This window comes from Candidatus Methylolitoribacter marinus (genome assembly GCF_051853155.1).
Lineage (GTDB): Bacteria > Pseudomonadota > Gammaproteobacteria > Burkholderiales > Methylophilaceae > BACL14.
In genome coordinates, this window is sequence record NZ_CP124221.1 from 969,459 (window position 1) to 987,546 (window position 18,088).

Annotated in this window: 17 protein-coding genes; 8 read left to right on the forward strand and 9 right to left on the reverse strand. The window is 32.5% G+C overall.

All coding sequences use genetic code 11. The annotated features are described in order from the left end of the window. Positions 1–4 precede the first annotated feature (4 nt). A complete protein-coding gene (aroC, locus tag QFA95_RS05165) occupies positions 5–1,078 on the reverse strand; it encodes a chorismate synthase (protein ID WP_486462467.1) in 1,074 nt (357 codons plus the stop codon). A 45-nt stretch (positions 1,079–1,123) separates the two neighbouring features. Beyond that, positions 1,124–1,654, reverse strand: coding sequence for a pseudouridine synthase (locus QFA95_RS05170; RefSeq protein ID WP_486462468.1), 531 nt, complete (start codon positions 1,652–1,654; stop codon positions 1,124–1,126). Between the two features lie 16 nt (positions 1,655–1,670). On the opposite strand from QFA95_RS05170, the gene icd reads away from it, so the two are divergent. Next, the gene (icd, locus tag QFA95_RS05175; protein ID WP_486462469.1) at positions 1,671–2,903 is read left to right on the forward strand and encodes an NADP-dependent isocitrate dehydrogenase; all 1,233 of its coding nucleotides are present in this window, start codon (positions 1,671–1,673) and stop codon (positions 2,901–2,903) included. Between the two features lie 2 nt (positions 2,904–2,905). On the opposite strand, the gene QFA95_RS05180 is transcribed toward icd, so the two are convergent. The 7 genes from QFA95_RS05180 to QFA95_RS05210 form a co-directional block, all read right to left on the reverse strand. Next, entirely contained in the window at positions 2,906–3,109 is a 204-nt protein-coding gene (locus QFA95_RS05180) for a cold-shock protein (RefSeq protein ID WP_486462470.1), read from the reverse strand. A 157-nt stretch (positions 3,110–3,266) separates the two neighbouring features. Beyond that, positions 3,267–3,959, reverse strand: a complete 693-nt coding sequence (locus tag QFA95_RS05185; protein ID WP_486462471.1) for a DsbC family protein — start codon at positions 3,957–3,959, stop codon at positions 3,267–3,269. Further along, positions 3,960–5,063, reverse strand: coding sequence for a Rossmann-fold NAD(P)-binding domain-containing protein (locus QFA95_RS05190; RefSeq protein ID WP_486462472.1), 1,104 nt, complete (start codon positions 5,061–5,063; stop codon positions 3,960–3,962). Then, complete coding sequence (locus QFA95_RS05195; RefSeq protein WP_486462473.1) at positions 5,050–6,207, reverse strand: FAD-dependent monooxygenase; 1,158 nt, start codon at positions 6,205–6,207, stop codon at positions 5,050–5,052. The genes QFA95_RS05190 and QFA95_RS05195 overlap by 14 nt, the downstream gene beginning before the upstream one ends. Beyond that, positions 6,194–7,498, reverse strand: a complete 1,305-nt coding sequence (locus QFA95_RS05200) for an aminopeptidase P N-terminal domain-containing protein (RefSeq protein ID WP_486462474.1) — start codon at positions 7,496–7,498, stop codon at positions 6,194–6,196. Before QFA95_RS05200 ends, QFA95_RS05195 begins: the two co-directional genes overlap by 14 nt. Next, a complete protein-coding gene (locus tag QFA95_RS05205; protein WP_486462475.1) occupies positions 7,488–8,159 on the reverse strand; it encodes a nucleotidyltransferase family protein in 672 nt (223 codons plus the stop codon). The genes QFA95_RS05200 and QFA95_RS05205 overlap by 11 nt, the downstream gene beginning before the upstream one ends. Positions 8,160–8,161: 2 nt before the next feature. Then, complete coding sequence (locus QFA95_RS05210; protein ID WP_486462476.1) at positions 8,162–9,136, reverse strand: aminoglycoside phosphotransferase family protein; 975 nt, start codon at positions 9,134–9,136, stop codon at positions 8,162–8,164. A gap of 117 nt (positions 9,137–9,253) precedes the next feature. Here QFA95_RS05210 and QFA95_RS05215 point away from each other — a divergent pair, with 117 nt between their 5' ends. Genes QFA95_RS05215 through QFA95_RS05245 form a run of 7 tightly spaced genes read left to right on the forward strand, consistent with a single transcriptional unit; the run spans position 9,254 to position 18,088 of the window. Further along, complete coding sequence (locus QFA95_RS05215; RefSeq protein WP_486462477.1) at positions 9,254–11,545, forward strand: LPS-assembly protein LptD; 2,292 nt, start codon at positions 9,254–9,256, stop codon at positions 11,543–11,545. Further along, positions 11,538–12,821 (forward strand): peptidylprolyl isomerase, encoded by a 1,284-nt coding sequence (locus QFA95_RS05220; protein ID WP_486462478.1) that lies wholly within the window; start codon positions 11,538–11,540, stop codon positions 12,819–12,821. Before QFA95_RS05215 ends, QFA95_RS05220 begins: the two co-directional genes overlap by 8 nt. Next, complete coding sequence (gene pdxA / locus QFA95_RS05225) at positions 12,818–13,753, forward strand: 4-hydroxythreonine-4-phosphate dehydrogenase PdxA (RefSeq protein WP_486462479.1); 936 nt, start codon at positions 12,818–12,820, stop codon at positions 13,751–13,753. Before QFA95_RS05220 ends, pdxA begins: the two co-directional genes overlap by 4 nt. Next, complete coding sequence (gene rsmA, locus QFA95_RS05230; RefSeq protein ID WP_486462480.1) at positions 13,750–14,511, forward strand: 16S rRNA (adenine(1518)-N(6)/adenine(1519)-N(6))-dimethyltransferase RsmA; 762 nt, start codon at positions 13,750–13,752, stop codon at positions 14,509–14,511. Before pdxA ends, rsmA begins: the two co-directional genes overlap by 4 nt. Before the next feature lie 49 nt (positions 14,512–14,560). Then, entirely contained in the window at positions 14,561–15,196 is a 636-nt protein-coding gene (gene adk, locus QFA95_RS05235) for an adenylate kinase (protein ID WP_486462481.1), read from the forward strand. 1 nt (position 15,197) lies between these two features. Next, on the forward strand, positions 15,198–17,615 hold the full coding sequence (leuS, locus tag QFA95_RS05240; protein ID WP_486462482.1) for a leucine--tRNA ligase: 2,418 nt from the start codon (positions 15,198–15,200) through the stop codon (positions 17,613–17,615). Continuing rightward, complete coding sequence (locus tag QFA95_RS05245; protein WP_486462483.1) at positions 17,612–18,088, forward strand: LPS-assembly lipoprotein LptE; 477 nt, start codon at positions 17,612–17,614, stop codon at positions 18,086–18,088. Before leuS ends, QFA95_RS05245 begins: the two co-directional genes overlap by 4 nt.

The following is an 18,088-nucleotide window of genomic DNA, read 5'->3' on the forward strand; positions in this document are numbered from 1 at the left end:
CTAATTATTTTCTTTTGACAGAATAATTTTGAGCAACGTCTCTAAGTAAATGATCCATTAGCACCAGTGCCATCATTGCTTCAACTATAGGAACAGCACGAATAGCCACACAAGGATCATGACGGCCTTTGGTCTTCATCAAGACTGGTTTATTTGATTTATTAATTGAGTGACGATCTTGAGGAATGCTGGAGGTTGGTTTAAAGGCGACATTCGCTGTAATTGTTTGCCCAGTTGATATGCCTCCTAAAATTCCTCCAGAATTATTTGAGGAAAAACCCTTTGGAATAATCTCATCGGAATGTACGGAACCTCTCTGTTCAACCGATAGAAAACCTGCTCCTATCTCTACCCCTTTGACAGCATTGATACTCATCATGGCGTGAGCGATATCAGCATCCAGACGATCGAAGATTGGCTCACCTAAACATTTTGGTGGGTTAGTAACCTGCACATGCACTAGAGCCCCAACAGAATCTTTTTCTGATCTGATTTGATTTATATAATCTTCAAGCGTAGGAATTATTTTTATGTTTGGTACGAAAAAAGGATTTTGATTTACGTACTTCCATGCTGAAAACGGAATATCAATCTCTCCAATCTTCTTGATACAAGCCTGGACTTTAACTTTATGTTTTTTTAATAGCCATTTTTTTGCAATTGCGCCAGCAGCCACTCTGATGGCTGTCTCGCGAGCACTGGAACGACCTCCTCCACGATAATCACGAATTCCATACTTTTGTTGATAAGTAATATCTGCATGCCCCGGCCTAAATGTATCTTTAATTTCAGAATAATCTTTTGATCTTTGATCTTCGTTATAAATAATTAAACCTATCGGGGTACCAGTTGTTTTCCCCTCAAAAACCCCTGATAAAATTTGCACTTTATCTGACTCTTTTCTCTGTGTTACAAATTTTGAGGATCCTGGTTTTCTGCGATCAAGATCAATTTGTAAATCTTTTTCAGAAATCTCCAAACCTGGTGGACAGCCATCAATGATTCCGCCAATGGCAACGCCATGGGATTCACCAAATGTCGTTAATGTGAAATTTTTTCCTATTGAATTACCAGACAAAATATGTTCCTAAAAATATGATTAATTATATCACCTATCTTATTTTTACTTGATGATTTGGTAGTCTCCAGGCAGTAATTTATTAAGATAATATTCATCTACATGATATCTAATTAACCTTAATGTGGGAAAGCCAACTGCTGCAGTCATTCTTCTCACCTGCCTATTTTTGCCTTCCATAATTTGTAACTTAACCCATGAAGTTGGTATGTCTTTTCTAAATCTAATTGGCGTTGATCTTTGCCATATTTCTGGTTCTTGAATTTTCTCAGCTTTAGCTGGCATAGTCACGTAGTCTTTTAAGCTGATACCATTTTGTAATTTTTGTATCGCCTCATTATCGATGTCTCCTTCTACTTGAACCCAATATCCTTTATACTTAAGGTTGTTCGGAGATGAAATTTCATACTGAATCTTTCCATTGTCTGTAAGAACCAACAGCCCTTCGCTGTCAGTATCAAGCCTTCCAGCTGGATAAATATTGGGGATATTCAGATAATCCTTTAATGTAGGGTGAATTTCATGTTTGGAGAACTGACAGACTACACCAAACGGTTTGTTAAATAACACTATCATATGGATTGGAAATAAAATGAGTCAAAATTTAATATCTCAACCTAAAGGTGAGCCAATAACTATACATAATAATGAACTCAATATACCAGATTTTCCAGTTATTCCATTTATTGAGGGAGATGGAATTGGTAAGGATATTTCACCAGCAATGCAAATGGTTATTAATGCTGCCGTTTCAAAAGCTTATGATGGAGCGAAGAAAATTGATTGGTTGGAAATATATGCAGGTGAAAAAGCGACAAATTTATATGGTCAAGATCAATACTTACCAGAGGAAACTATCGATGCATTAAAAAAATATACCATCTCAATTAAAGGGCCTTTAGCTACTCCAGTTGGAGGCGGTATCAGGTCTCTTAATGTTGCTATGAGACAAAAACTTGATCTGTATGTGTGTTTAAGGCCAGTGCAATACTATCAAGGAGTTCCAAGCCCTTTAAAAAATCCAGAAAAAACCGATATGGTGATTTTTAGAGAAAACACAGAGGATATATATGCTGGGATTGAATATTCTAAAGGTACAAAAGAAGCTCAGGAAATACTCAATTTGCTCGAGCAATTTAATGATAAAAACAAAGTAAGATTTCCAGAAACGTCATCCATTGGAATAAAACCAGTGTCCGAAGAAGGAACAAAAAGACTCACCAGGAAGGCTATTCAGTATGCCATAGACCATAACCGTAAATCGGTGACATTTGTTCACAAAGGAAACATCATGAAGTTTACTGAGGGTAGTTTCAAACAATGGAGCTATGATGTCGCAATAGAAGAGTTTGGTGCTAAAAAAAATGGCTCAGGAGAATTGATGATCCATGATTCAATTATTATCAAAGAATGTATAGCAGATGCATTTCTACAAGAAATTTTATTACGTCCAGAACGTTATGATGTTGTTGCCACATTAAATCTTAATGGTGACTATATTTCGGATGCACTAGCTGCCCAAGTTGGCGGCATTGGTATTTCACCAGGTGCAAACTTATCAGAAAAACTCGCTATATTTGAAGCAACACATGGCACTGCGCCTGATATCGCGGGAAAGAATATTGCCAATCCAAGCTCTCTCATTCTCTCAGCACAAATGCTACTTTCATACATTAAATGGGATGAAGCATCATCTGTGCTTGATAAAGCTTTTAGAAAAACCCTGGATGAGAAAAAAGTAACTGCAGATTTTTCAAATCATATGGGTGTGCCGGCATTAACGACAAGCGGCTTTGCCGAAGCAATTATTGAGAATATAAAGTAAAACTAAGCTTTTTGTATATTAGAAGCTTGTTTTCCTTTAGGTCCATCAGTAACTTCAAAAGTTACTCTTTGACCTTCTTTCAAGCTTTTATATCCATCACCTGTAATTGATGAAAAGTGTGCAAATAAATCTTCAGATCCATCATCCGGAGTGATAAAACCAAAACCTTTTGCATCATTAAACCATTTAACTGTACCTTCAGCCATAAAACTTCCTACATATGTTGTTGGGGAGGCGCCCCTTAAGTTTGGATTAAGGAAGCTTGGATACTTAATTTTGGAATCAGAATACAAAACAACTTAATGCAAACACCTTGAGTTTCATAAGTTACGGAAAAATTATATTAAAGTCAAGAAATTCTTTTTATAACAATGATTTAAATTCGTCTTTTGGTATCGCTCCCGACACTCTTTTACCATCCTCAAATATAATTGTAGGTGTTGATTGAATGCCATATTTCTTTGCAAAATTTTGAATTTCATCAATAGGTGAAGCACAGTCGCCATTATTATCAGGCAAATCAGCAGTTTTCATAAAGTTTACCCAATTTGTTGCAGGATCATCAGAGCACCATATTTTTAATGACTTTTGCTCTGCCTCAGGGTGAATAGCTAGAGGAAAAATAAAAGTATAAATTTCTACATTATCTAACTTCATTAATACTTCTTTTTCTAGTTTTCGACAAAAAGGACAATCAATATCCGAAAAAACAGCAACCTTTTTTTGAGGAATTCCCTTTTTAATTTTAATTGCTAAATCTAATGGAAGATTTTCAAATGCTATTTTTTGCAGATCTGCTAATCTTTCCGCCGTAATATTTTTTTTACTCTTTGGGTCAACTAGTTGACCCTCAATGATTAAAAATTTAAATGATTGATCTGTATAAATAATTTGATTTCCTAAATAAACTTCATATAAATCATTAAAGTTAGTTTTTTTTATGCTTTGAATTTTAATGTCTGGATATTGCTGCTCAATCAGCTTTTGAAGGCTCTTCTCGTTGGCTTGCAAACTATAAATATTTAATAAAAAAATAAAAACAAATAACTTAACCATTTAAACAATCCTTACTAGAGCTTTTTTTAACAATTCTGAATTCTCAGTTATTTTAATAGGATACTTGAATAATGCTGAAAATACTTCACTGTTATTAACCAAGGCTTCATCAAGGCGATCGGTTAAATGCATGATGATAGATTCGTCGATAGAGCGAGATATCGCATATTTTTTTATAAAATTCTCCTGCCCAGGATCAATAATTCTTTTATCTGAAATCAGAGAATCTATCATTTGAATATCGCCCAATCCCAAATTTAATCCTAGGCCAGCTAAGGGATGAACTCTGTGTCCAGCATCCCCAATATATAATGATCTTAATTTTGGGTCGTGTTTTATTTTATAAAAAGATAATGGAAAATGGTTGATCTTAGATGCTAATTTTACTGATCTTAAATTAGTTTGTTTATTAATAAAGTTAATTAATTTTTCACCTGAATCATTAAGGAATTTTTCATCACCTTTTTTTAATCCAGATAAAACTATCGAAAATTCATGATCTGCATAGGGAAGAATAGCTAAAATTTTAGCCTCTCTAAAATATTGCTCAGCCCTATTCTCCAAATTAGTTTCTGTTTTAAAGCTAGCGGTCACAGCAAACTCATCATATTCTTTTTTTTCTTCCCGCTCAGGCTTCAAATTTAAAAATTTATTGAATCTAAAATCAGTGTTAATAATGAGCTTTGAAGAAATTTGATAATTCTTAAAAATTACTTCGTTATTATCAAAAACAAACTCCAGCTCCTCATCAGAGTTAATCACTTTATTGATATTATCAAGATTTTTTGCGAAAGATGAGAATAAATAATCACTTGCCATAATATTAAACAGTGGAAATGGCTTGGTTAAATTATCATTTAAATTCAGCTTTTCATTCTCAACAAAAATTTGAATATGCTTGATTGGATAATGATTATCAAGACCTTCACTAAAACAGTCACTATACCATTTCAAAAATATTGGCTTTATCGCAAAAAACCTTCTTTCGGCTTCTTGGACAGGATAAGCAAAATTCAAATGATCAATCTTATTTTTTCTAAGAATTTTTCTCAACAAATTTGAGATTAAATTATTACCAAGAACGAGAATATTAGTTTGATCCATAATTGAATTTATTAATAAAGTTATCTTTAATTAATTTTTGATTATCCAACATAAAAAGAGACAGGCTACGTATTTTATTTATTCCTACGTAATCATTAGAGAATCCTTTCACCAGGAAATGAGTCAGTTTCATAAATGATTTCATTTCTTTTACACGATTCTCAAAGTATTCTTTAAAGATATCAGTATCTATTGAATATTGATTTTTCTCTAAAATTGTCGTCAGATATGCAATGTCTCGAATAGACAAATTTAAACCCTGTCCTGCAACAGGATGCATCGTATGAGCTGCATTTCCCAATACCAACAGATTTTCTATATATGGTTTGAGAATATATTGTTGTCTTAATGGATAAACAATTCTTTTTCCTAAATCTACCACTTGCCCCAATCTCTCACCGAACTGTTCATGGAAGCACTCAATAAATTGGTTGTTATTTAATTTAAATAGGCTCTCAACAAAGTTACTGTTACCGGTCCACACTAATTTAGACAATGACTCATTATTAATTGGTAATAATGCAATTGGACCATCTGGGGTAAATCGTTCATATGCAATATTCTGATGTTTTAATTGAGTGGTTACCTCACATACTAATGCTGAGTAATTAGACATTTCATTGTCAACAGAGAATTCAAATTGGTTATTAAGTAAGTTGCCAATACCATCAGAGAAAATTAAAAAATTATAATTATATTTTTTATTATCAATGTCTTTAAAGAAACTTTTTTTAACATCCATACTAACTATTTCAGACTCAAAATGAATTGAAATATATTTATTGACACTTATTTTTTCTAATAAAGCTTTTATTAATTGATCATAACGAATTACAAACCCAATAGGGGCCGATTTGCTTTGATCAATAACCACCCTACCAAATGATTTTTTTTGACTGGTATGAATTTTATTAATTGGAATAAAATTTAAGTCATTTTTAGGGTTAATATTTATCTTTTTAAGAATGTCAATAGAGCTTGCTGATAATGCAAGGGCTCTTGATTGTTGAAGCAGAGCATTGATATTTAATTTCTCATGGATAACTATTTTATGTTTCTCATGCGCGTTGAGTAATGCAAAAATCAGACCAGTAGGTCCTCCTCCAATTACTCTAATTAAGTCAATGTTTCTAACCTTTACCAATGATTGATTCCAATTCGTCAATCTCTTTGGGGCAGCTGGATGTTAAAACTTCAGGATGACTATTATTAACTAATACATCATCCTCAATCCTAATTCCAATATTTCTAAATACCTTGGGTACTGATCTATCATCTGAAAAATACAGCCCCGGCTCAATCGTGAGAATCTGTCCATTCTTTAATTTGACTGGCTTACCTCTATAATCAAAATAGTCTCCGACATCATGAACATCTAAACCCATCCAATGAGATGTCCTGTGCATATAGAATTTCTTATACTCTTCTTTTTCAATAATTGAGTTCACAGAGCCTTGTAAGATTTTTAAGTCTTTAAGTCCTTGAGCCAACACTTTAACAGCAGCAAAGTGTGGATCATTAAAACTATTATTTTTTTTAACTTGAGCTATAGCAGCTTTTTGTGCCTCCAAAACAATCGAGTAAAGATCTCTTTGTGGCGTACTAAATTTACCGCCGATAGGAAACGTTCTGGTAATATCTGATGCATACCCCTCATACTCACATCCTGCATCAATTAATATTAATTCAGATTCGTTAAGTTTGGATTGATTATTAATATAATGCAAAATGCATGCATTTTTTCCAGATGCCACTATTGAACTGTAAGCCTCATTTCTTGCATTATGAACTCCAAAAAAATATTTCAATCGTGCTTCTATCTGATACTCAAATGAATCAGCATGAATATTTGCCATGACAAACTGATGTGCTTTAGATGAAATATTAGCCGCATGTCTAATCACTTTTAATTCATCTGCAGATTTTATCGACCTCATCGGATCAGCGAAAGTATTTAAAGAGATTATTTCATTCTTTAAAAAGACATCGGCCCGTTTATTATTTGAAAGATGATTCAGTTTTTTTGAAACCAAATCTCTTAAATTTAAATCTTCCTGAAGTAAGTAAACTTTCGAATTTTTTGCTAATAAATCTGACATTGAGTCATCAAAATGCTTAAGGTCAAGGCCTTGATCAAACAAAAATTTTCTTGTAGCTTCTTTGGGTCCATAAATAAAACCATCCCATATCTCTTTAGTTTTATCCTTTGTTTTTGAAAAAATCCAAGCATTAAATGGTTTACAGTTGATTACCATTACAGCATTAGATTCTGGAAACCCTGAAAAATAATGAAAATAACTATTAGATCTAAAAGGAAACGTGGTGTCGTTTGATCTGACTTGATCTGAAGAATTTCGAATAATAACGACCCCATCACCTAATATTTTGGCTAACTGTTTTCTTCTTTGTTTGTAAACTACATTTCTAATGATCATTTTTTTTATTCTCAAACTCTAGTCGTTCTGCTGTGCCTATATCAGACCAATACCCATGATATAAAGATCCATCTATTTTATTTTTCAAAATATTGTCATCAAGAATAGATTTTAACTTTATTTTTTCACCTTTTTTAAATTCCTGAAACATTTCTTTTCTGTAAATTCCAATCCCAGAATAGGTAAAATCTTTGCTGAATGTTAACTTGTTTCTCTCTAAACCATAATCTCCAATTTCTTTAAACTCAGGATTAGGAACAAGAATTAAAAAGGCTGATACATTAGCGGGAAGCTCATACTTTAAAAGAAGACTGTAATCAAAATTAGTAAAAATATCAGCATTTGTCACTAAAAAAGGGGCATTATCGAAAAAATCTAAAGCATTTACAATACCTCCAGCGGTCTCAAGAGGACGCTCCTCTTTTGAAAATTGTATATCTAAATTTGTTGCATTTTTATATTTGCTCGATACAAATTCAATAATTTGGTCGCCCAAATATGAAACATTGATTAAAAAATGACTTATACCTGCCTGTATTAATTTGTTTAATTGAATTTCTAACAAGGTTTGATTGCCAATTTTTAATAATGGTTTTGGAGTATTTTTAGTCAAATCTCCCATGCGAGAGCCCATTCCTGCAGAAAGGATCATTGCTTTCATATTTAAATCTGCACCTGACGTTTTTGAAAGATTAAATCTTTCAAATAGCTTAACTTTGGATATTTTTCTGCAACCTCAAGAACATAATTCTCAACCAAAGGGATGTCATTTAAATATTGGTTTTTGCCATCCCTTAAATATAATCTTTTAAAAATACCTAAAATTTTAAGATGTCGCTGGACACCCATCATTTCAAAATCAATAAAAAAATCACCAAAATCTGTAGGCACGTCAAAATTGCTTCTTGCCAATTCCCAAAACTTAATGCACAGATCCATTATTAGGAAATCATTTTTTTTATGATATGCATCTTTTAAAAAAGAGACTAAATCATAGGTAATGGGTCCAATGAGCGCATCCTGAAAGTCTATTAAACATATTTGGTCGTCTTGTATAAGTAGATTCCTACAATGGAAGTCTCTATGCACAAACTTTTTATTCTGTTTTTCTATATTATTTAGAAGAAATGAATAAATTTCTTCTAATTTATTTTGGTTAAAATCTAGGTCTTTTAAGTACCATTCATGAAAAAGAGACAATTCATCTATAAGAATCTTGGATGAATAAATTGGCAGATCAATATCCGAGCATCTTTTTTGTAAATGGATAATGGTTTCATTTAATTTATTAAAAATAAGCTGATTATTTTCATTATCATGCTCATGATAATATTGCATTAATGAATATGAGCCGAAGTCTTGCTGCAAAATAACTCCAAGCTGATGATCAAATGCATAAACCTCTGGAGCCTTTGCAAATCTGTCTTTCAAGGATTTAGCGATAAATAAAAATTGATCTAATGGCTCCTTATCAGGCGGAGCGACCATTAAAATCCATGTTTTATCTTTATCTTGAACTCGATAATATTTTCTGAAACTTGCATCTTCAGAAGCTTTGGTAATTGAAAATTCTGAGTCGACATTCATCTCTATAAATTTATGAATATCGCTATTAAGATTTAATATTTCTTTTTCCAAGTTTTCGCAAAAAAATTTAAATTAATGAATTGATATAAATTATTGATTTTATTTGATTTATTAAAAATATCATTTAAAATATATCCCCCAGATATTGGATTTATATTTTTTTATTTGATGTATAAAAAAACATTCTTAAATTTCATTTTAACCATTATAGTTTTTTTTGGTTGCCTTCATGCGAGTTTTGTTTTAGCTATCGACAATCCTAATGATACAGATTTAATTATCGAGGGGGAGACCCTCGAAAATATTGTAGATAAACAAATTAAAGCTAAAGGTGATGCTATTTTAATTAAATCAGGTAAGCGTATTGAGGCTGATCAAATTGTTTTTGATCAAATATCGAATGAACTTGAAGCTGATGGAAATGTAAAATTAAAAACTGGAAATCAACTAATCACTGGAGAAAAACTATTTCTCAATGTTGATGATTCAATTGGTGAAATTCCTAATGCTTCATTTGACTCGGATACTGAGAATAAGTCTGCGATTAATCAATCTATTCGTGGGTTTGCTAAAAAGTTATCCATTCTTGGATCAAATAAAACTACTCTTGAAAATGCAGAAATTACCACCTGTGAGGTTGGAAAAACTGATTGGTTTATCAAAGGTACAAAAATAGATGTAGACAACAAAACAAAAACAGTTGATGCCACTAATGCAAGAATGGAATTTAAAGGAGTGCCAATCCTTTACTCACCTAAAGTAAACTTTTCATTCAATAATCAGCGTAAGTCAGGTTTTTTAAGTCCCACGTGGGGCACAACCACCAAGAGTGGTTTTCAAGTCAAAACTCCGTATTACTTTAATATAGCTCCAAATAAAGATGCCACGATTACCCCAAGATATATGGGTAAACGAGGATTACAAATTGGTGGTCAGTATCGATATCTTGGAGATGATCACAGTGGAGAAGCTAACGTAGAGTTTCTAAACAATGATTACATGACCAATCAAGAAAGATACTTATTTAACCTAAAACATAAACAAAATTTTTCTGATAATTTTTCAGGCTTCTATAATTATCAAAAAGTTTCTGACAATGATTACTTTGCAGATATGTCATCATTAGTATCGAAGACATCAAGAGTTATTTTGCCGCAAGAGTTTGGCTTAGATTATAGAATTGGTGGATGGCAGACGGGCCTCAGAGTGCAAAAATTTCAATCACTAACTTCAAAATCTCCCTATGAAAAGTTGCCGCAAGTTTTTTTAAATCGCAGTGATGAGTTTTATGGCATTCAGTCTTCAAGTAAACTTGAATTCACTCAATTTGATGCTAATAATTCTCACAATAAATTTATTAGTACGGATTTGTTACCAAAGGGATATTCTGTCGGAGATTTCAAACCAACCGGCAGTCGATTTGTATATAACCAGTCATTCCAAACCACCCTTCACGAAAATGGTTACTCATACATAAAGCCAAAGCTCACAATGAATTTTAGGCAATATGATATCAATCATGGAGCTCTGTCGACTAATGAAAGTTTTGCAATACCAACTGCATCTGTGGATGGTGGAATGTTTTTTGATCGCACATTTAATTTCTTTGGGAGTAATTTTACTCAAACACTAGAGCCTAGAGCTTTCTATTCTTATACACCATTTCATAATCAATCCATGATTCCAATTTATGATACTAGGTTGATGGATCTGAATATGTATAATATTTTTTCAGAAAACCAGTTTATTGGTTACGATCGTATTCAAGACTCGAATCAGATAACAACAGGCTTAACTTCAAGGTTCATAGATTCAAATTCTCTTGAAAGACTATCCCTAACATTTGCTCAAAGATTCTACCTTAGTGATCGTCAAGTTTTAAATGATCCCCTTTATTCAAATGCCGGCTCAAGTCTTGAAAGCGCATCCAGTGACTTCTTGTTTGGAGCAAACGCAAAACTTACAAAAGACCTCACATTTAGGGCAATGACCCAATATAATCCAGAACAAAGTTCAACCAAGCGAGTGCAGTATGGATTTAAGTACAACCCTAACCCAGGCAAGTTACTAAGATTCGATTATCGATTTATTGAAAATGCTGCCACTAATCAAACAAGGCTTAAGCAAGCCAACATATCAGGTCAATGGCCTCTTGGCAAAGGTTATTATGCAGTCGGGAGATATAATTTTGATTTAGATAACTCTAAGGTAACTGAGTCTCTTGGAGGTTTAGAATATGACGCTGGATGCTGGACCTCGAGAGTTATGCTCCACAGATTATCTCTTGCTACCGCAGAAGAACCAAATTACAGCTTATGGTTTCAGTTAGAATTGGGTGGGTTAGGCAGTATAGGTTCTGGTAAAGCAAGGAAACTTGACAGAGTGCTTATGAGAAATGTCCCTGGGGCAGCCTGGGCAAGCACATTAGATGATGAAATACGACGACAAAACTATGATTAATTATTTTACAAGAATTATTCTATTTCTATGCCTTTTAGTAAATTTTAGTTTTGTTTACGCCTATCAAGAAATGGATAGAATTATTGCAATAGTCAATAAGGATGTAATTACATTTAATGATCTTTCTGAAGGAGTTGATAAGGCGTTACTTTTTTTTCAACAAAACTCGATCCAGCCTCCAGAAACAAGTATTATCGAAAAAAAAGTACTCGATGAATTGATAGAACAAAAAATTATTGAGGGTTATGCAGAAGATTGGAATATCAAAGCATCCCAAGAAGATATTGATTCACTCATACAAAATATTCTTTCAGCCAATGGAATTACACTCGACGAATTGAAATCAAATTTAAAACAACAGAATTCATCTTATGACAAATTAATAAAAAGCTTAAGTTATGAAATTATTTTAAAAAAAGTAAAAAACCGTGAAATTAGTTCTAAATTAAATATCTCTGATTATGAAATAAAGAAACATAAAGAAAAAATGGCAAAAATTAAACCTGATATATATGATTTGTCTCACATACTTGTTAAATTCTCATCAGAGCCAACCGCAGAAGAAAAGAAAGAGAAGCGAAAGCTTGGGGAAGAAATTTTTAACAAATTAAAAACGGAAGATTTTGGTAAAATTGCTTATGAATTTTCCGACTCTCCAGATGCTAATGAAGGTGGCGCATTGGGCAAATTAAAACAAAGTGAACTGCCAGAAATATTTATTGAAAAAATAAATGATCTGAATGCTGGTGAATATTCTCCCCCTTTTGAATCAAACAACGGTATTCATATAGTTAAGGTCAATCAAATTGAAAGTTACAATGAAACAAAAAATTCTTCACAAAAAATAAAAAAATATTTTATTAAACAAATCGTATTAAAAACCAGTGAAGTTGCATCTGAAGATGATGTTATTAAAAAACTTAAAAGATATAAGAATGAAATAGAATCTGGAGCGGATTTTAGTATTATTGCAAAAAAATATTCTGAAGATTTTTCAGCAACTAACGGAGGGGAGATTGGTTGGATTTCAGAGGGCCTTGATCAAAATTTTGATGACCAATTGTCAATCATTGAAAAAAATGAAGTCAGCAAGCCCTTTAAAACAGATCTTGGTTGGCACATCATACAATATTCGGATTACAAGTTCGATGATATTGCTGCTGAAAATATTGATAATAAAATAAAGTTTGAATTAATCAATGAAAGAACCGAACTTCTTTACCAAGATTGGTTTTCATCATTAAAAGCTGAAAGCTTTATCGAAGTAAGAGAATGAATCAAATAACCTCTCTTGCTGTTTCTGCTGGTGATCCAGATGGCATTGGTTATGATTTATGTGCCCTTCTTTATGAGAAACAACTCAATTGTCAAATTGTTATTTATGGAGATCAAGAAATTCTCTTGTCCAGAGCAAAATTACTCGGCATAAAAAAATTACAAAATGAAAAAATTGCTATTTATGATGTTAAAAAAAATAAAAAAATAAAAAATAACAGAGAGCTTGTATTAGAGAGCATTAATAGCGCAGCTATGGCATGTATACAAAAAAAGTCTGGTGCTTTGATAACCCTGCCAGTAAATAAAAAAAAATTATCCACGCCTAAAAAATTATTTACCGGTCATACTGAATATATTGGAAAATTTTTTAAAGGCAATAACAAACCTATTATGACTTTTGTTGGAAAAAATAATTTTATAGTAGCTACTCACACCACTCACATGAGTCTTCTCAAAGCCATTAAAAAAGTGAAAAAAAATAATTTAATCAAAAAATTAAAATTATTACATTCCGCATTGAGAAATCAATTAAATATCAAAAATCCAAAAATACTAGTTACGGGCCTCAACCCTCATGCTGGAGAAAATAACATGTTTGGAAATGAAGAAAGTAAATTTATTATTCCAGCCATTAATGAACTCAAAAAATTAAATATATTAGTAGATGGCCCTATTCCTGCTGACACTGCGTTACTTAAAGACAACATGAATAAGTATGACTGTATTTACTATATGTATCATGATCAAGCCCTATGTGCCTTTAAAGCCTTATTTTTTGACACTGGAGTCAATCTCACACTTGGTTTACCAATTATAAGAACATCTGTAGATCATGGCACTGCAGAAGAATTAGTTGGTAAGAAAGATAAAATATCTATAAAAAGCTTTTTGAATGCACTAAATATTGCGCAAAAATTTTCTCAAGAATGATTAAAGCCAAGAAAAAGTTTGGGCAAAACTTTTTGACCGATTATCAAATAATTAAATCCATTATTGATGAAATAAAATTTTCTGAAAAAAGTAAATACCTCGAGATAGGTCCTGGTATGGGAGCACTAACCATTGAGCTTCAACAAAAGACAAAAAATTTGGGCCTTATTGAAATTGATCCTGACATGATCAAAATTCTAAGAGCCAAATTAAATAAAAATACACAGCTTTTTGAAGGAGATGTTCTTAGCTTTGATGATGACTTCTTTGAGGGCTATAACGTAGTTTTAGGTAATCTTCCATATTATATCTCAACAGAAATAATTTTTAGATTTATTCCAATTAAAAATATAGATACTTTATATTTCATGGTGCAAAAAGAAGTAGCAGATAGGCTGGTTGCTAAAAAAGGGTCAAAAGATAACTCAGTGTTAACAAATCTTATCGGTTTTAATTTTAGAGCTGAAAAATGCTTTGATATCAATCCAGAATCTTTTAATCCTGTACCTAAAGTCACATCAAGTTTTATTAAATTGACAAGATACAATGACTATATCAATGATGTTCCATATATTGACTTTAAAAGAATAGTAAAAGAATCATTTAAATTTAAAAGAAAAAATCTCAAAAATAATTTAAAAGATATCTTAAAGCAAAGTGACTTTGAAAATCTCGAAATCTTACCTACTAATAGAGCAGAGGATTTGACAATTGAGGATTTTATTAAGATCACGAAATATGTGATCTCAAATGCATAGAAAGAAGTCTTATTGATATAATGTAAAAATTCTTTAATAAGGAAAAAGTATGAATATAATTCTTCTTGGTGCCCCTGGAGCAGGCAAAGGAACACAAGCTTCATTTTTAAACAATGAATATCAAATCCCTCAAATTTCAACTGGTGATATGCTAAGAGCTGCAGTGTCTAACCAAACTGAACTTGGTATTGAGGCAAAAAATTACATGGATGAGGGTAAGCTTGTCCCTGACTCTTTAATCATTAATCTTGTCAGAGAAAGAGTAAGCCATGAGGACTGTAAAAATGGATTCATGTTAGATGGTTTTCCTAGAACAATAAATCAAGCCAAAGCTATTGATGATGCAGAGATCCAAATCGATTATGTTGTATCTATATCCGTTCCTGACGAAGTTATTATTGAAAGACTCTCAGGAAGAAGGGTTCATCCAGCATCAGGAAGAACATACCATGTTAAATTTAATCCGCCTAAGAATGATAATAAGGATGATGTGACCAATGAAGATCTTATCATTCGAGATGATGACAAAAAAGAAACCATTATGACTAGGCTTAAAAATTATCATACAGCCACAAAACCTTTAGAAGAATTTTATAAAAACAAGCCTAGTCTAAACTTCATCGATATAGATGGGACTCGTGAAATAGAATCTATTAATCAATTTTTAAAAAATACAATTAAATAAAATGTTCGAAACATATAATTTTCATGAGATTGAAAAAGAATGCCAATCGTCTTGGTTTGGCTCAAATAGGTTTGCTGTAAAAAAAGATACATCAAAAAAGAAATATTATGTTTTATCAATGTTCCCCTATCCGAGCGGTAAGTTACATATGGGCCACGTAAGAAATTATACGATTGGTGATGTAATTTCTAGATTCAAAAGATTTCAAGGATTTAATGTTATGCAGCCTATGGGCTGGGATGCTTTTGGGCTTCCTGCTGAAAATGCTGCAATTCAAAATAAAACACTTCCTGACCAATGGACATATCAAAATATTGATGCGATGAAGCAGCAATTAAATTCACTAGGCTTTTCCTTGGACTGGAATAGAGAAATTGCAACCTGCGATCCCAGCTATTACAAATGGGAACAATGGCTTTTTATAAAGCTATTTAAAAAAGGGTTGATCTATAAAAAGACCTCAAAAGTGAACTGGGATCCTGTTGATCAAACTGTCTTGGCTAACGAACAAGTGATTGATGGTAAGGGATGGAGGTCTGGTGCGCTTATTGAACAAAAAGAAATTCCTCAATATTTTTTTAAAATAACTGACTTTGCAGATGAGCTAGATAGAGACATCAACAGCCTTGATGGATGGCCTTCACAAGTAAAATTAATGCAGAAGAATTGGATCGGTAAAAGTTTTGGTTACAGAGTGGTTTTTCAACAAAAAGAATTTAATTCCATTGCTGTTTACACAACTCGTCTTGACACGATTTATGGAGTTACTTTTTTAGCTATTGCTATTGATCATCCAATATCAATTGAGTTATGCAAAACAAATAAAGATATCAATGAGTTTGTTAATGAAAATAAAAAAAGCGGGGTATCCACTGCGGAATTAGAAAAGGCTGAGAAAAAAGGTTTTTTTACTGGTTTGTACGCTACCAATCCAATTAATGGCAAATCTATCCCAGTGTGGATAAGTAACTACGTTTTAATGGGGTACGGTGAAGGTGCAATCATGGCTGTACCAGCTCATGACGATAGAGATTTTGAGTTTGCTCAGAAATACTCTCTAGATGTCATTCAAGTCATCGAATCTGAAAAAGAATTATATACCGGTAAAGGCACGCTCATTAATTCAGAAGATTTTAATGGTCTGTCATCAGATGATGCCATTGATGAGATTGGCAAACAACTTTCAAGTAAAAAAATTGCAGAAAAACAAACCAAATATCGATTAAGGGATTGGGGTATATCAAGACAAAGGTATTGGGGCTGCCCTATTCCAATCATTCATTGTAAAAAATGTGGCGAAGTTTGTGAAGATGAATCAAATCTTCCCGTCACACTCCCAAAGAAAGAAAGATTTGATTTTGATAATCAATCTCTTAAAACTGAGATTGATTTTATAAATTGTATTTGTCCAGCGTGTGGTAATGAAGCTCAAAGGGAGACAGATACCATGGACACGTTCGTTGAATCATCATGGTACTTTGCCAGATATGCATGCCCAAATGAAGATAAATTAATGCTAAACGATGAGGCAAATTATTGGTTACCAGTCGATCAATACATAGGCGGTATTGAACATGCAATTCTTCATTTACTTTATTCTAGATTTTTCAGTAGGTTGCTAAGAGATGAAGGATTAATTAATGTATCTGAACCCTTTAAAAATTTACTGACCCAAGGGATGGTTCTAAAAGATGGTTCCAAAATGTCAAAATCAAAAGGAAATACTGTTGATCCAGGAAAGTTAATAGAGAAATATGGTGCCGATACAGCTCGATTATTTATCATGTTTGCCGCGCCAGCAGACCAAAGTCTTGAGTGGTCTGATAAAGGTATTGAGGGATCACATAGATTTTTAAAAAAGGTTTACACTCAGATATTTAATTTTAAAAAAAACCATGAAGGTGAGAATATCTTCAATCAAGACGAATCAAATCTGGATAATGAATTTAAATATCAACTCAATAAAACTATTGAAAAAGTAACTGACGATATCGATCGAAGGAAAAGTTTTAATACAGCAATTGCCTCATTAATGGAATTTGTTAATTATTTAGGTACTCTCGATAAACAAAAATCGTCAAATGAGCTTTATCTTGGTTACAAACATTTACTGATCATGTTATCGCCATTTGTTCCACATTTCAGCGAATATATTTTTGCACAACTTACTGAACAGAGTATTGATAAAGAATCATGGCCTGCAGTAAATAAAGACGCTCTTGTGCAATCGGCTCAAACAATCGTAATTCAGGTGAATGGAAAAGTAAGAGATAATATTGAAATTGATAATAATGCGCCTCAAGAAATCATTGAGGAAAAAGCTTTTGCAAGCGAAAAAGTGTTAAGATTTGTAGGAGAAAGATCTAAAGTGAAGAAGGTTATTTTTATTAAAAATAAAATACTTAATATTGTCGTATGAGAAAAAATAAATTTTTAATTTTCTGTATATCATTGCTATTAGTATTAAATTCATGTGGCTTTCAATTAAGAAAACCAATAGATTTGGACTATCAGTCTTATGCTCTCACAGGAGACTCTTCAGGTTTATCAAAACTTGTTCACAAACAGCTTTCTTTTAGCGATATCAAAGAAAATAAAGAGGGCAACGCTGATCTTGTGATTGAAATTTTGAATAATAATATTGCAAAGAGAATCTTATCACTTGCAGGCAATGGTCAAGTTGGAGAATTTGAACTTGTCCAAACTATTGAATATAGATTCAAAACAAATGGTCAATGGACAGAACCAAGAAGGTTAGAGGCTATCAGAGAATATACTTATGACCCCACCCTTTATAATGCTGCGGCCGCTGAAGAAGGCTACCTAAAGGACTCAATGATTGAGCAACTTTCCCGTTCCCTTGTCACTGAAATTAATAATCTAGGTAAATAA

Bases quoted from the DNA above. Each gene is read 5' to 3' on its own strand.
- leuS (WP_486462482.1), top strand. From the start codon at position 15,198: ATGTTCGAAACATATAATTTTCATGAGATTGAAAAAGAATGCCAATCG.
- QFA95_RS05200 (WP_486462474.1), bottom strand. From the start codon at position 7,498: ATGATCATTAGAAATGTAGTTTACAAACAAAGAAGAAAACAGTTAGCC.
- QFA95_RS05215 (WP_486462477.1), top strand. From the start codon at position 9,254: ATGTATAAAAAAACATTCTTAAATTTCATTTTAACCATTATAGTTTTT.
- pdxA (WP_486462479.1), top strand. From the start codon at position 12,818: ATGAATCAAATAACCTCTCTTGCTGTTTCTGCTGGTGATCCAGATGGC.
- QFA95_RS05190 (WP_486462472.1), bottom strand. From the start codon at position 5,063: ATGGATCAAACTAATATTCTCGTTCTTGGTAATAATTTAATCTCAAAT.
- QFA95_RS05180 (WP_486462470.1), bottom strand. From the start codon at position 3,109: ATGGCTGAAGGTACAGTTAAATGGTTTAATGATGCAAAAGGTTTTGGT.
- icd (WP_486462469.1), top strand. From the start codon at position 1,671: ATGAGTCAAAATTTAATATCTCAACCTAAAGGTGAGCCAATAACTATA.
- QFA95_RS05245 (WP_486462483.1), top strand. From the start codon at position 17,612: ATGAGAAAAAATAAATTTTTAATTTTCTGTATATCATTGCTATTAGTA.
- adk (WP_486462481.1), top strand. From the start codon at position 14,561: ATGAATATAATTCTTCTTGGTGCCCCTGGAGCAGGCAAAGGAACACAA.
- QFA95_RS05220 (WP_486462478.1), top strand. From the start codon at position 11,538: ATGATTAATTATTTTACAAGAATTATTCTATTTCTATGCCTTTTAGTA.
- rsmA (WP_486462480.1), top strand. From the start codon at position 13,750: ATGATTAAAGCCAAGAAAAAGTTTGGGCAAAACTTTTTGACCGATTAT.
- QFA95_RS05170 (WP_486462468.1), bottom strand. From the start codon at position 1,654: ATGATAGTGTTATTTAACAAACCGTTTGGTGTAGTCTGTCAGTTCTCC.
- QFA95_RS05185 (WP_486462471.1), bottom strand. From the start codon at position 3,959: ATGGTTAAGTTATTTGTTTTTATTTTTTTATTAAATATTTATAGTTTG.
- QFA95_RS05205 (WP_486462475.1), bottom strand. From the start codon at position 8,159: ATGAAAGCAATGATCCTTTCTGCAGGAATGGGCTCTCGCATGGGAGAT.